Origin of the sequence: Burkholderia sp. HI4860, from assembly GCF_002223045.2 — a bacterium.
In the GTDB taxonomy this organism is placed as follows: Bacteria; Pseudomonadota; Gammaproteobacteria; order Burkholderiales; family Burkholderiaceae; genus Burkholderia.
The window spans coordinates 1,589,033-1,601,814 of the sequence record NZ_NKFO02000001.1 but is presented as its reverse complement, the minus strand read 5'-3'; the positions used below and the strand labels follow the sequence as shown (position 1 = coordinate 1,601,814).

Below are 12,782 nucleotides of genomic sequence, written 5' to 3'. Positions count from 1 at the left end.
CATGAACGCTGCCTCACATCCCGTCGATCGGGTCCTGCCGCGCCGCCAGATGCTGACGCTCGGCCTGCAACACATGCTCGTCGCCTACATCGGCGCGATCGCGGTGCCGCTGATCGTCGCATCGGCGTTGAAGATGTCGCCCGCCGATACGACCGTGCTGATCAGCACCGCGCTGTTCTGTTCCGGCATCTCGACGATCCTGCAAACGGTCGGCGTCTGGAAACTCGGCGTGCGCCTGCCGATCCTGCAGGGCGTCGCGTTCAGCAGCGTCGGCCCCGTGATCGCGATCGGCCTGACGCCGGGCGTGGGGTTCGCCGGCGTGTGCGGCGCGGTGATCGGCGCGGGCATCATCACGACCTTCGCCGCGCCGCTGGTCGGCCGGCTGCGCCGGCTGTTCCCGCCGGTCGTGACCGGCTGCATCGTCACCGTGATCGGGCTGCAGCTGTTTCCGGTCGCGTACCAGTGGGCCGGCGGCGGCGACGCGGCGAAGCTGCAGTTCGGCGAACTGTCGTTTCTCGCGGTCGCGCTCGTCGTCGCGGTCGTGATCCTCGCGGTCAACCGCTTCGCGAACGCGTTCCTGCGCAACCTGTCGGTGCTGATCGGGCTCGTCGCGGGCAGCCTGCTCGCGATCGCGCTCGGAATGGGCAATTTCACGAACGTCGCGGCCGCGCCGTGGTTCACCGTGCCCTACCCGTTCCACTTCGGCACGCCGGTGTTCGCGATCGTGCCGGTGCTGACGATGGTCGTCGTGATGATCGTGCAGATGGTCGAGTCGATGGGGCTATTCGTCGCGATCGGCGACATCGTCGAGAAGCAGGTGAGCGAGGACGACGTCGTGCGCGGGCTGCGGGCGAACGGTGTCGCGAGCGCGATCGCCGGCACGTTCGCCGCGTTCCCGTTCATCGCGTTCATGGAGAACGTCGGGCTCGTGATCCTGACCGGCGTGCGCAGCCGCTGGATCGTCACGGTCAGCGGCGTGCTGATGTGCGTCGTCGCGCTGGTGCCGAAGATCGGCGCGATCGTCGCGTCGACGCCGTCGGCCGCGCTCGGCGGTGCCGGTATCGCGATGTTCGGCGTGGTGGTCGCCGCCGGCGTGCAGACGCTCGCGAAGGTCGACTTCGAAGGCAACCGCTACAACGTGCTGATCGTCGGCTTCACGATCGCGACCGCGCTGATTCCGGTGATGGCGCCGAAGGTGTTCGCGCACATGCCCGACTGGACGCAGCCGTTCCTGCACAGCGGCGTCGTGCTCGCATGCCTCGTGTCGGTGCTGCTCAACGCGCTGCTCAACGGTGTGCCGGCGGCCGCCCCCGTCGAATCGCACGTCCACGCCGACGCCGCGCACGGCAGCCCGATGGCGCGCGAGTGCGACTGACGGGCTGCATGCCGCGTGCGGCATCGAGCCCGCGCGGCGCCTGACGAATCACAACCCGACTATCCGTATCCGAGGAGACCCGACCATGAGCGTTCCTTCTTCTTCGCTGCTGATCCGCAACCCGATCGCGGTCATGAGCGGCCGCACCGGCGACGCCGCGCGGCTCGGCCAGGCCGACCTGCGCATCCGCGACGGCCGGATCGACACGATTGCGCCCGATCTCGCACCGTTGCCCGGCGAACGCGTGATCGACGCGACCGACTGCGTCGTCTACCCCGGCTGGGTCAACACGCATCACCACCTGTTCCAGAACCTGCTGAAGGCCGTGCCGGCCGGGATCAACGCCGGCCTGCAGGAATGGCTTGCGGCCGTGCCGTATCCGCGTGTCGCGCGCTTCACGCCGGCGCTCGCGCGCATCGCCGCACGGCTCGGCTTCGCGGAGCTGCTGCTGTCCGGCGTGACGACCTGCGCCGATCACCACTACCTGTATCACGCGGGCGGCACGACCGAGACCGGCGACCTGCTGTTCGACGAAGCGGCCGCCTTCGGGATGCGCTTCGTGCTGTGCCGCGGCGGCGCATTGCAGGCGGCCGGCGATCATCCGGGCTTCGCCGGCACGGCGTTGCAGCCCGAGACGCTCGACCGGATGCTTGCCGATATCGAGCGGCTGAAGGCGCGTTATCACGACGCGGGCACCGCATCGATGCGGCGCGTGGTCGTCGCCCCGACGACACCGACCTTCTCGCTGCCGCCCGACCTGCTGCCCGAAGTCGCGCGCGCCGCGCGCGGAATGGGCCTGCGGCTGCATTCGCACCTGTCGGAGACGACGCGTTACGTCGACTTCTGTCGCGAGCGCTACGGCAAGCTCCCGGTCGAATTCGTCGCCGAACACGAATGGCTCGGCCCCGACGTGTGGTTCGCGCACCTCGTCCATCTCGAGGAGAACGAAATCGCGCTGCTCGCCGAAACGGGCACCGGTTGCTCGCACTGCCCCGTCAGCAACGCGCGGCTCGGCAGCGGCATCGCGCCCGCGCCGCGCATGGCGGCGGCCGGCGTGCCGGTGTCGCTCGGCGTCGATGGTGTCGCGTCGAACGAATCCGGCAGCATGACGCACGAAGCGAATTTCGCCTGGCTCGTGCATCGTGCGGCGCACGGTGCGGCGGCCACCACCGCCGAGGAAGTGTTGCACTGGGGCACGCAAGGCGGCGCGCGCGTGCTCGGGCTGAACGCGGTCGGCACGCTGGAGGCGGGCCAGGCCGCCGATCTCGTGCTGTACGACGTGAGCGGGCCGCGCTTCAACGGCTTCCACGACTACGCCATTGCGCCGGTGACGGCCGGCGAGCCCGCGCCGGTGAAGTACAACATCGTGAACGGCCGCGTCGTGGTGGACAACGGCGAGATTCCCGGCCTCGACCTGGCCGCGCTGCGCCGCGAGGCGATCGACGCCGTGCGGCAGTTGCTCGATTGAGCGGACGCCCCGAGATGAATCCGCGCATCCGCATCGGCATCCTGACGCCGTCGTCGAACACCGCGCTCGAGCCGTTGACGACCGCGATCGTCGCCGGGCTGCCAGACGTCAGCGTGCATTTCGCGCGCTTCACCGTGACCGAGATTGCGCTCACCGACGCCGCGCTCGACCAGTTCGACGCGGCGCGCATGCTCGTCGCGGCGCGGCAGCTCACCGACGCGCGGGTCGACGTGATCGGCTGGAGTGGCACGTCGGCCGGGTGGCTCGGCTTCGAACACGACGCGGCGCTGTGCCGCGTCATCGAGCAGGCCACCGGCATTCCGGCGACGTCGTCCGTACTCGCGTTGAACGAACTGCTCGAACGCACCGGCGTGCGGCGGCTCGGCCTCGTCACGCCGTATCTCGACGACGTGCAGCAGCGGATCGTGCGCCAGTATGCGCAACTCGGCATCGAATGCGTGAGCGAACAGCATCTCGGGTTGCGCGACAACTTCAGCTTCGCGGAAGTGCCCGATACGCAGATTGCGGCGCTGATGCGCCAGGCTGCGCGGGCGCGCCCGGATGCGGTGGCGACGTTCTGCACGAACCTGCATGCCGCCCATCTGGCCGGGCCGTTCGAGCAGGCGACCGGGATCGCCGCTTATGACACGGTGGCGACCGTGGTGTGGAAAACGCTGAGGATGGCGGGGGTCGATACGCGCGTGCTGGCGCGATGGGGAAAGCTGTTCGAGATGCGTTGACGGCGGACGCGGCGGACTGCGGGCGCACATACGCTTGGCGCCCCTGCGCTCAACTCGATCATCGCGTGTCACCCTCGAAGGCCGGAATCCGCGCATTCTACTGCCCGCGTCGTCGCATCAATCGCGAATCGTCGTGATCGGGCCACCTGCCATGCGCAGGCCGCGCGCGCCCTCTTGGTGCGCCGCGCCGCCGCGAGTATGCTGGCAGTTCGAACTGCTCTCCAACCCGGGCGCATCCGTCATCGCGGGCGCGCGCCGCTCACCGTCACTCACCATCGATGGATTTCGACGTTATCGTTCTCGGCGCAGGCATCGTCGGCGTCTCCGCAGCACTCCACCTGCAGGATCGCGGGCGCAAGGTCGCCCTCGTCGATCGCGGCGCGCCCGGCGAAGGCACGAGCTTCGGCAACGCGGGGCTGATCGAGCGCTCGTCGGTCGAACCGTATCCGTTCCCGCGCAGCCCGTTCACGCTGATGCGCTATGCGCTGAACCGCTCGACCGATCTCTACTGGCACAGCGCGTCGCTGCCCGCATTCGCGCCATGGCTGGCACGTTTCTGGTGGGAATCGGCGCCGCTGCGTCACGCGGCGGCGTCGCGCGACATGCTGCCGCTGATCGAGCGCTGCATCGTCGAGCACGACGCGCTGATCGCGCGGGCCGGCGCCGGCGAACTCATCCGCGCGAACGGCTGGCTGGAAGCGTTCCGCACGCCGGCCGCATTCGAACGCGGCGTGGCCGAAGCCGGACTCACCGCGCGCCGCCACGGGCTCGGCATCACGCCGCTCGACGCGGCCGCACTGAGCGCGCACGAACCCAGCCTCGCGCCCGGCTTCTGCGGCGCGCTGCACTGGCTCGATCCGAAAAGCGTCGTCGATCCGTCCGCGCTCGTCAAAGCGTACGCACGTCTCTTCGTGCAAGGCGGCGGCACGCTGCTGACGGGCGATGCCGCGAGCCTCGACGCGCTGTCGCCGGGCTGGCAGGTCAGGACGCAGGACGGCATGGCCGCCGCGCCGGCCGTGGTCGTCGCGCTCGGCCCGTGGTCCGACACGGTGTTCGGCAAGTTCGGCTACACGATCCCGTTGCGCGAGAAGCGCGGCTATCACATGCACTATGCGCCGTCCGCGCGCGGCGTGCCGTCAGCGCCGATCGTCGATCGCGAATACGGTTACGTGATCGCGCCGATGAAGCGCGGGCTGCGGCTGACGACCGGCGTCGAGATCGCGCGGCGCGGCGTTCCGCCCACCGGCGTGCAGCTCGAACGCGCGGAACGCGTCGCGCGGCCCGTGTTCGGCTTCGGTGAGCGGCTCGACCCGCAGCCCTGGCTCGGCTTCCGGCCGTGCACGCCCGACATGCGCCCGGTGATCGGCCCCGCGCCCGCGCATCGCGGGCTGTGGTTCGCGTTCGGGCACAACCATCATGGGCTGACGCTCGGCCCCGTCACCGGCCGCCTGCTGGCCGAGATGATGACGGGCGAAGCGCCGTTCACCGATCCGGCGCCGTATCGCGCGGATCGCTTCTGAACGGGCAACCGGTCACGCGTCGACGCGCGCTCAATCGAGCGCGCGGCCGAAGATGCGGATCACTTCGTCGAGATGCTCGGCCATCGCGCGGCGCGCGGCGTCCGGGTCGCGTGCGCGGATCGCATCGAGGATCGCGCGGTGTTCGAGTTCCGAGCGGTGCGGCATGTCGTTCGGCATGTACAGCGACTGCAGCCGCTGGAACATCAGGTCGTACTTGTGCGCGAGCAGTTGCTTGATCATCAGCGCATACGCGGCGTTGTCGCTCGCCTCCGCGATGCGGATGTGAAACAGCCGGTCGCCCGGATGCGTGAGCGAGCCGCTGAGGTTGTCTGCCTGGTTGCGCAGGAACGCCTCGTGAATCCCTTCGATCTGTTCGTCCGAGCCGTGCTTCGCGGCCAGCGACGCCGCTTCCGGCTCGATCAGCCGGCGCGCCTGCAGCAACGCGAACGGCGGGATTTCGGTATCGAGGTCGAGTGCGATGCCGAGTTCGGGATCGATCTCGACGATCGTAAACGGCGCGGCCTTCTCCGCAGGGACAGGCGCGGGCTCAGGCGCGGCGGCCGTTTCGGGATGGCGCACCTTCACGCCGTCGCCGACGCGCACGCTCACGAGTCCGCTCACTTCGAGCGCGATCAGCGCCTCGCGCACCGAGGTGCGCGACACGCCGAACCGTTCGGCCAGTTCGCGCTCGGGCGGCAGGTAGCTGCCCGGCGGAAAGTCGCCGGACTCGATCATCGCACTGAGCTTGTCGGCGATCTGCTGGTAGAGGCGGCGGTTCTGAATCGGCTGGATGGACATACGTCGGGACTGTGATCGGTTTCGTTCCGGACGGCCGCGCGCGCATCGCACGCAACCGTTTGCGCATATTCTAAAGGTTCGGCCCCGGGCACCGGGTGAAGAATCGATGCGACCGCAACCATCTGAACATCGTGGCGCCCGTCGTCATTCGTCCGACGAAGCCACGCCCCCACGCGCACGCACGTGCGCTCACGTCGGCACCGCGTAGCAACGCGCGGCGGTGCCGCCCCACAGCGCGGTGCGCTCGGCCGCCGACAACCGCGATTCGGCCCAGCGCTCGATGATCGACGCCACTTCGTCATACGACGCCGCCAGCAGGCATACGGGCCAGTCCGACCCGAACATCAGCCGCTGCGGGCCGAACGCGTCGAGCGCCGTATCGAGACACTGCTCGATGCGCCGGACATCCTTCCCACGCAGCCCGCGCTTCCAGTCGGCCTCGGTCACGAGCCCCGACAGCTTGCACACGACATGCGGCAGCGCGCCCAACTCGCGCAACGCGGCGCGCCAGCGCGCGAGCGCCGTGTCGTCGCGCTCGAAGTCGGCGAGTGCGGGCTTGCCGACGTGATCGAGCACGAGCCAGTGCGCGTCGTGCCGCGCACAAAACGCCCACACGTCGCGCAACTGGCGCTCGAACACGAGCACGTCGTACACGTAGCCGTTCGCCTGCAGCCACGCGATGCCGCGGTTGAAACCCGGCTCCGCGACGAACGCGGCGGCATCGGCTTCGTCCTGCACCTGGTGGCGAAAGCCGCGCAGCTTCGGGCTGCGCCATTCGGCAATGCGATCCGCGAGCTGCGGCGCAGCGAGATCCTCCCAGCCGACCACCGCCGCGATGCGCGCATCGTCGCGTGCGAGATCGAGCAGGAACGCCGTCTCGTCGCGCCCGGCGCGCGCCTGCACCGCGATCGACGCACCGAGCGCCTGCGCATGCATCAGCGGCCACAGCGCATCGGGCAGGTAGTCGCGCGCGAGCACGCCCATGCCGGGGCCGATCCACGGGTAATCGGCGGCGCGGTAGCGCCAGAAGTGCTGATGCGAATCGATACGCACTGCGCCCATGATGCCCTCGTATCCGGTCGCCGCGGCGGCGGCGCGCGCCGCCGCCGCGCGACGCAACGTTCAGTCGTACAACACCGCCGCGATCTTCGGATCGTCGATATTGGTCTTGTCATACCAGTAGAAACCGGTATCGATGACCTTCGGCAGTTTCTCGCCCTTGATCGCCTTCACGGCCGCCTCGACCGTCTTGTAGCCGATCCCGATCGGGTTCTGCGTGATCGCGCCGGCCATCAGCCCGCTGCGGATCGCGTCCTTCTGTTGCTTGCCGGAATCGTACCCGACGATCACGACCTTGCGCTTCATCTCGCGCACGCCGTTGACCACGCCGATCGCCGAGCCTTCGTTGGTGCCGAACAGCCCCTTGAGCTTCGGATACGCCTGCAGGATCGACTTCGTCACCTCGGTCGACTTCAGCTGGTCGCCTTCGCCGTACTGCACGGTGACGACCTGCACCTTCGGGTGCGCCGACTTCATCCGTTCGAGGAAGCCGTCGCGGCGGTCGATGCCGGTGCGGCTCGTCTGGTCGTGCGCGACCACGGCCACCTCGCCCTCGTCGCCGATCAGCGCGGCGAGCTTGTCGGCGGCGAGCGACGCGGCGGCCTTGTTGTTGGTCGCGGCCGTCGTCACCGGGATGTCGCTGTCCACGCCCGAGTCGAACGCGATCACCGGGATCTTCTCGGCCTGCGCCTTCTTCAAGAGCGGCAGCGCGGCCTTGCTGTCGAGCGCCGCGAAGCCGAGCGCGGCCGGCTTCTTCGCGATCGCGGCCGACAGCATGTCGATCTGCTTGTCGACCATCGCCTCGGTCTCCGGCCCTTCGAACGTCACCTTCACCTTGTAGTCCTTCGCGGCCTGCGTCGCGCCCGCTTTCACGGCCTGCCAGAACTGATGCTGGAAGCCTTTCGAGATCAGCGGGATGTAGGTTTCCTGCGCCTGCGCGCCGGCCGTGACGCCGACGGCGAACGTCAGCCCGACGATCGCGTTCAACACCTTGCTCCTGATCACTTCGCGTCTCCTTTTTTCGTATCGACTCAACCGACTGGAACGACTGGGACGCCGGCCGGAACCGGCGATGAAGCACCTGCCTGCGTGAACGCGGCCATCAGCGGCGGCGCCGGCGCAGGATATCGACGTAGACGGCGAGGATGATGATCACGCCCGTCACGACCGTCTGCCATTCCTGCGCGACCGACATGATGCGCAGGCCGTTCGTCAGCACGCTCATGATGAACGCGCCGATGATGGTGCCGACGATGCTGCCCGCGCCGCCCGACAGCGACGTGCCGCCGATCACGACGGCCGCGATCGCGTCGAGCTCGTAGCCCTGCCCGAGCGCGGGCTGCGCGGAATTCAGCCGCGACGCGATCAGCAGCCCTGCGATCCCGCATACCGCGCCGCTGAACGTGTAGACCGCGATCTTCCACGCGTCGACGTTCACGCCCGACAGCCGCAGCGCTTCCTCGTTGCTGCCGAGCGCGAACGTGTAGCGGCCGAAAATCGTGCGGTTCAGCACGATCGACGCGCCGATCGCGACGAGGAACAGGATCAGCACCGCGTTCGGAATCGGCAGTGCCGGAATCAGGTTGCCGATCAGCGAATCCTGCGCGATCGACGTGAAGCCCGGCGTGTCGTTGAAGTAGATCGGCCGCGTGCCCGAGATCACGAGCGACAGCCCCTTGAGCAGCATCATCATGCCGAGCGTCGCGATGAACGGCGGCACCTTCATCTTCGCGATCACGAAGCCCGACACGCTGCCCGACAGCGCGCCGAAAAACAGCGCGGCCAGGATCCCGAGCGGCAGCGGCATCCCCCATTTCGTCAGCACGACGCCGGCCATCACCGCGCAGAACGTCATCAGCGTGCCGACCGACAGGTCGATGCCCGACGTGATGATCACGTAGGTACAGGCGACGGCCAGCACGCCGTTCACCGCGGTGGCCTGCAGGATCGCGACGAGGTTGTCGACTTCGAGGAAGTTCGGCGACGCGACGCTGAAGAACACGATCAGCAGCACGAGGCTCGCGAACGCGAGCAGCTTCTGCCGCACGGCCGGGTTGAAGAAGCGCGACTTCAGGCTCGATGCGCCGGCCGGCGTGTCGCCGGACGCGAGGGGTGGAACGGGATGCGTATCGTTGGACATGATCGGGTAAGCGTCTCGGCGTCTGGTTCAGGACAACACGGTCGACTCGCGCTGCGTCGCGAGCTGCATGATCTTTTCCTGCGTGGCGTCGGCCGCGCGCAATTCGCCGGTCACGCGCCCTTCGCACATCACGAGAATCCGGTGGCTCATGCGCAGCACTTCGGGCAATTCCGACGAGATCATCACGATCGCCTTGCCGTCGGCGGCGAGCGCGTCGAGCAGCTTGTAGATCTCGCTTTTCGCGCCGACGTCGATGCCGCGCGTCGGTTCGTCGAAGAACAGGATGTCGCAGTCGCGCAGCAGCCACTTCGCGATCACGATCTTCTGCTGGTTGCCGCCCGACAGCAGCCGCGCCGGCTGCGCGACCGACGGCGTTCGGATCGCGAGCTGCCGCACGTACGACTGCGCGGTGTCGCGCAGCGCACGCGCATCGAGAAACACGCCGCGGCGCACGAAGCGGCGCATGCTCGACAGCGCGATGTTGTTCTGCACGTCCATCCCGACCGCGAGCCCGAAGTGCTTGCGATCCTCGGACAGGTAGCCGATGCCGTGCTTCACCGCGTCGGCCGGCGTGCGAATCGTCACGGTCCTGCCGTGCACGCGGATCTCGCCCGCATCGACCGGGTCCGCGCCGAACACCGCGCGCGCGACCTCGGTGCGGCCGGCGCCCATCAACCCGGCGAAGCCGAGGATCTCGCCGCGCCGCAGCGTGAAGCCGACATCGCGGATCGCACGGCCGCGCGACAGCCCGCGCACTTCGAGCGCGACGTCGTTTGCCGATGTATCGGGCGGCGTGCGGAATTCGGTCGCGAGCTGGCGGCCGACCATCATCGCGATGATCGCGTCCATCGACGTGTCCGCCATCGGCACGGTCGCCACGTACTTGCCGTCGCGCATCACGGTCACGCGATCGGCGATCTGGCGCAGCTCGTCCATCTTGTGCGAGATGTAGACGATGCCGACACCGTGCGCGCGCAGGTCGCCGATGATGCGGAACAGCTCGGCGATCTCCGCGTTGTTGAGCGCGGCGGTCGGCTCGTCCATGATCAACACGCGCGAGTCGAACGACAGCGCCTTCGCGATCTCGACCATCTGCTGCCTGGCCACCGTGAGCCGGCCGACCGGCGTACGCGGGTCGAGATCGAGCCGCATCCGCGCGAAAATCGCGGCCGCGTCGCGGTTCAACTTGTCCTCGTCGACGAACACGCCGAAGCGGCCGCGCGGCTCGCGGCCGATGAAGATGTTCTGCGCGACGCTCAGGTGGTTCATCAGGTTCAGTTCCTGATGGATGATGCCGATCCCGAGCGCCTGCGCGGCGCGCGGATCGGCGATTTCCACCGCGCGGCCGTCCATCCGGATCTCGCCTTCGTCGCGCGGGTAGACGCCCGCCAGGATCTTCATCAGCGTCGACTTGCCGGCGCCGTTCTCGCCCATCAGCGCATGCACTTCGCCGGCACGCAGGTCGAAATGGCAGTCGTCGAGCGCCTGCACGCCGGGGAAGCGCTTGCCGATGCCGGTCAATGCGATCAGCGGCGGTGCGGCGTTCGGAGTCAGGTCGGGTTGCATGGATCGCCGCCCTCAGCTGATCGCACGGTCGAGATGCGTATAGCCGCCGTCGACGAACAGCCACTGGCCCGTCGTGTGCGATGCGCGTTCCGACAGCAGGAACACGGCCGTATCGGCGATTTCGTCGGCCGTCGTGAAGCGTTGGCCGAGCGGCACCTTGCTCGCGATGCCGGCCAGCTTCGCGTCGGGGTCGTCGAAACTGTCGAGCCATCTCCGGTACAGCGGCGTCATCACTTCGGCCGGAATCACCGCGTTCACGCGCACGCCGTCGTCGCGCAACGCGACGGCCCATTCGCGCGTCAACGCGAGCTGCGCGCCCTTCGATGCGCAATAGCCGCTCGTGTTGCCCTGCCCGGTGACGGCCGTCTTCGACGAAACGTTGACGATCGCGCCGCGCGACGCCTTCAGGTGCGGCACGCAGTAGTGCGCCATCACGTAGTAGTGGATCAGGTTGCGTTCGAGCGACGCGACGAATGCGTCGCGCCCGGCATCGAGCCCGATGTTGTCGTTGACGCCCGCGTTGTTGACCAGGCCGTCGAGTCGGCCGAAGCGCGTGACCGTTTCCGCAACGGCATCGCGGCACCGCGCATCGTCCTGCAATTCGACCGTGACGCATGCGGCCTGCGGCTGCTTCTGCACGACGGCGCGGCAGAATGCATCGTCGGGTGCGTGGCGCGCGAACACCACCGGAATCGCGCCTTCTTCGGCCAGCCGCATCGAAATCGCGGCGCCGATGCCCGACGCGCCGCCGGTCACGATCACGACCTTGTGTTGCAGATTCAAATCCACTTCGCGTCTCCGTCGTTCATGTTGTCGGCACGCTCGACGCGTGTCAGCCGCGGAACCGGTATTGCTCCAGCGATTCGGGCTTCATCTCGATCGAGAAACCGGGCGCCGTCGGCGGCATGTACGCCGCGCCGCGCACCACGCACGGTTCGACGAAATGCTCGTGCAGGTGATCGACGTACTCGGTCACGCGCCCTTCCTTCGTGCCGGCAATGCAGACGTAATCGATCATCGACAGATGCTGCACGTACTCGCACAACCCGACGCCGCCCGCATGCGGGCACACGGGCAGCCCGTACTTCGCGGCCATCAGCATCACCGCGAGAATCTCGTTCACGCCGCCGAGCCGGCACGCGTCGATCTGCACGACGTCGATCGCGCCGCGCGCGATGAACTGCTTGAACAGCACGCGGTTCTGGCACATCTCGCCGGTCGCGACCTGCGCGGGCGCGATCGCCTCGCGGATCTTGCGATGCCCTTCGACGTCGTCGGGGCTGGTCGGCTCCTCGATGAACCACGGCCGCGCGAACGCCAGCTCGCGCACCCAGTCGATCGCCTCGTCCACTTCCCACACCTGGTTCGCGTCGATCATCAGCTTGCGGTCCGGGCCGATCACCTCGCGCGCGATCGTCACGCGGCGGATGTCGTCCTCCAGGTTCGCGCCGACCTTCAGCTTCACGTACTCGAACCCGGCGTCGACGGCTTCGCGGCACAGCCGCCGCAGCTTGTCGTCGCTGTAGCCGAGCCAACCGGCCGACGTCGTGTAGCACGGGTAGCCGTCGCGCTCGAGCAGCGCGATCCGGTCGGCCTTGCCCGGCGCCTGCCGGCGCAGCAGGTCGAGCGCTTCGTCCGGCGTCAGGCAGTCGGTCAGGTAGCGGAAGTCGATCGCGCGCACCAGCTCCTCGGGGCGCATGTCGGCCACGAGCCGCCACAGCGGCTTGCGTTCGGCTTTCGCCCACAGATCCCACACCGCGTTGACGACCGCGCCCGTCGCCAGGTGGATCGCGCCCTTGTCGGGGCCGATCCAGCGCAGCTGGCTGTCCGACGTCACGTGCCGCCAGAAGCGGCCCATGTCCTCGCGGATCCAGTCGAGGTCGAGGCCGACGACGAGGTGGCGCATCGCGTCGATCGCCGCGCAGCAGATCTCGTTGCCGCGCCCAATGGTGAACGTGAGCCCGTGACCTTCGAGCCCGTCATGGTCGGTTTCGAGCACGACGTAGGCCGCCGAATAATCGGGGTTCGGGTTCATCGCATCGGAGCCGTCGAGCTGGCGCGAGGTCGGGAAGCGCACGTCGAGGACGCGCATCGATCGAATGATAGGCATGACGAA

General features: G+C 68.4%; 11 protein-coding genes. 4 read left to right on the top strand and 7 right to left on the bottom strand.

The features are described from left to right. Nucleotide 1 precedes the first annotated feature (1 nt). The 4 genes from CFB34_RS07140 (at nucleotide 2) to CFB34_RS07125 (ending at nucleotide 5,103) form a co-directional block, all read left to right on the top strand. Nucleotides 2–1,375, top strand: coding sequence for a nucleobase:cation symporter-2 family protein (locus CFB34_RS07140; RefSeq protein WP_089441831.1), 1,374 nt, complete (start codon nucleotides 2–4; stop codon nucleotides 1,373–1,375). A gap of 85 nt (nucleotides 1,376–1,460) precedes the next feature. Then, on the top strand, nucleotides 1,461–2,843 hold the full coding sequence (locus tag CFB34_RS07135) for an amidohydrolase family protein (RefSeq protein WP_089441830.1): 1,383 nt from the start codon (nucleotides 1,461–1,463) through the stop codon (nucleotides 2,841–2,843). Nucleotides 2,844–2,857: 14 nt separating this feature from the next. Then, nucleotides 2,858–3,583, top strand: coding sequence for an aspartate/glutamate racemase family protein (locus CFB34_RS07130; protein ID WP_089441829.1), 726 nt, complete (start codon nucleotides 2,858–2,860; stop codon nucleotides 3,581–3,583). Between the two features lie 278 nt (nucleotides 3,584–3,861). Then, nucleotides 3,862–5,103, top strand: coding sequence for an FAD-binding oxidoreductase (locus tag CFB34_RS07125; RefSeq protein ID WP_089441828.1), 1,242 nt, complete (start codon nucleotides 3,862–3,864; stop codon nucleotides 5,101–5,103). A gap of 30 nt (nucleotides 5,104–5,133) precedes the next feature. Here CFB34_RS07125 and CFB34_RS07120 read toward each other — a convergent pair whose 3' ends face one another. The 7 genes from CFB34_RS07120 to CFB34_RS07090 all read right to left on the bottom strand — a co-directional run bounded on the left by CFB34_RS07120 (nucleotide 5,134) and on the right by CFB34_RS07090 (nucleotide 12,776). After that, complete coding sequence (locus CFB34_RS07120) at nucleotides 5,134–5,901, bottom strand: FadR/GntR family transcriptional regulator (RefSeq protein WP_089441827.1); 768 nt, start codon at nucleotides 5,899–5,901, stop codon at nucleotides 5,134–5,136. 189 nt (nucleotides 5,902–6,090) lie between these two features. Then, nucleotides 6,091–6,963 (bottom strand): amidohydrolase family protein, encoded by an 873-nt coding sequence (locus CFB34_RS07115; RefSeq protein WP_089442217.1) that lies wholly within the window; start codon nucleotides 6,961–6,963, stop codon nucleotides 6,091–6,093. A 60-nt stretch (nucleotides 6,964–7,023) separates the two neighbouring features. Further along, a complete protein-coding gene (locus CFB34_RS07110; protein WP_089441826.1) occupies nucleotides 7,024–7,965 on the bottom strand; it encodes an ABC transporter substrate-binding protein in 942 nt (313 codons plus the stop codon). A gap of 97 nt (nucleotides 7,966–8,062) precedes the next feature. After that, a complete protein-coding gene (locus CFB34_RS07105) occupies nucleotides 8,063–9,100 on the bottom strand; it encodes an ABC transporter permease (protein ID WP_089441825.1) in 1,038 nt (345 codons plus the stop codon). A gap of 27 nt (nucleotides 9,101–9,127) precedes the next feature. Beyond that, nucleotides 9,128–10,666, bottom strand: coding sequence for a sugar ABC transporter ATP-binding protein (locus CFB34_RS07100; protein WP_089441824.1), 1,539 nt, complete (start codon nucleotides 10,664–10,666; stop codon nucleotides 9,128–9,130). Nucleotides 10,667–10,678: 12 nt separating this feature from the next. Continuing rightward, nucleotides 10,679–11,455, bottom strand: a complete 777-nt coding sequence (locus CFB34_RS07095) for an SDR family oxidoreductase (RefSeq protein ID WP_089441823.1) — start codon at nucleotides 11,453–11,455, stop codon at nucleotides 10,679–10,681. A 43-nt stretch (nucleotides 11,456–11,498) separates the two neighbouring features. Next, a complete protein-coding gene (locus tag CFB34_RS07090) occupies nucleotides 11,499–12,776 on the bottom strand; it encodes an L-fuconate dehydratase (protein WP_089441822.1) in 1,278 nt (425 codons plus the stop codon). Nucleotides 12,777–12,782 lie beyond the last annotated feature (6 nt).

Bases quoted from the DNA above. Each gene is read 5' to 3' on its own strand.
- CFB34_RS07100 (WP_089441824.1), bottom strand. From the start codon at position 10,666: ATGCAACCCGACCTGACTCCGAACGCCGCACCGCCGCTGATCGCATTG.
- CFB34_RS07090 (WP_089441822.1), bottom strand. From the start codon at position 12,776: ATGCCTATCATTCGATCGATGCGCGTCCTCGACGTGCGCTTCCCGACC.
- CFB34_RS07125 (WP_089441828.1), top strand. From the start codon at position 3,862: ATGGATTTCGACGTTATCGTTCTCGGCGCAGGCATCGTCGGCGTCTCC.
- CFB34_RS07130 (WP_089441829.1), top strand. From the start codon at position 2,858: ATGAATCCGCGCATCCGCATCGGCATCCTGACGCCGTCGTCGAACACC.
- CFB34_RS07105 (WP_089441825.1), bottom strand. From the start codon at position 9,100: ATGTCCAACGATACGCATCCCGTTCCACCCCTCGCGTCCGGCGACACG.
- CFB34_RS07115 (WP_089442217.1), bottom strand. From the start codon at position 6,963: ATGGGCGCAGTGCGTATCGATTCGCATCAGCACTTCTGGCGCTACCGC.
- CFB34_RS07140 (WP_089441831.1), top strand. From the start codon at position 2: ATGAACGCTGCCTCACATCCCGTCGATCGGGTCCTGCCGCGCCGCCAG.
- CFB34_RS07135 (WP_089441830.1), top strand. From the start codon at position 1,461: ATGAGCGTTCCTTCTTCTTCGCTGCTGATCCGCAACCCGATCGCGGTC.
- CFB34_RS07120 (WP_089441827.1), bottom strand. From the start codon at position 5,901: ATGTCCATCCAGCCGATTCAGAACCGCCGCCTCTACCAGCAGATCGCC.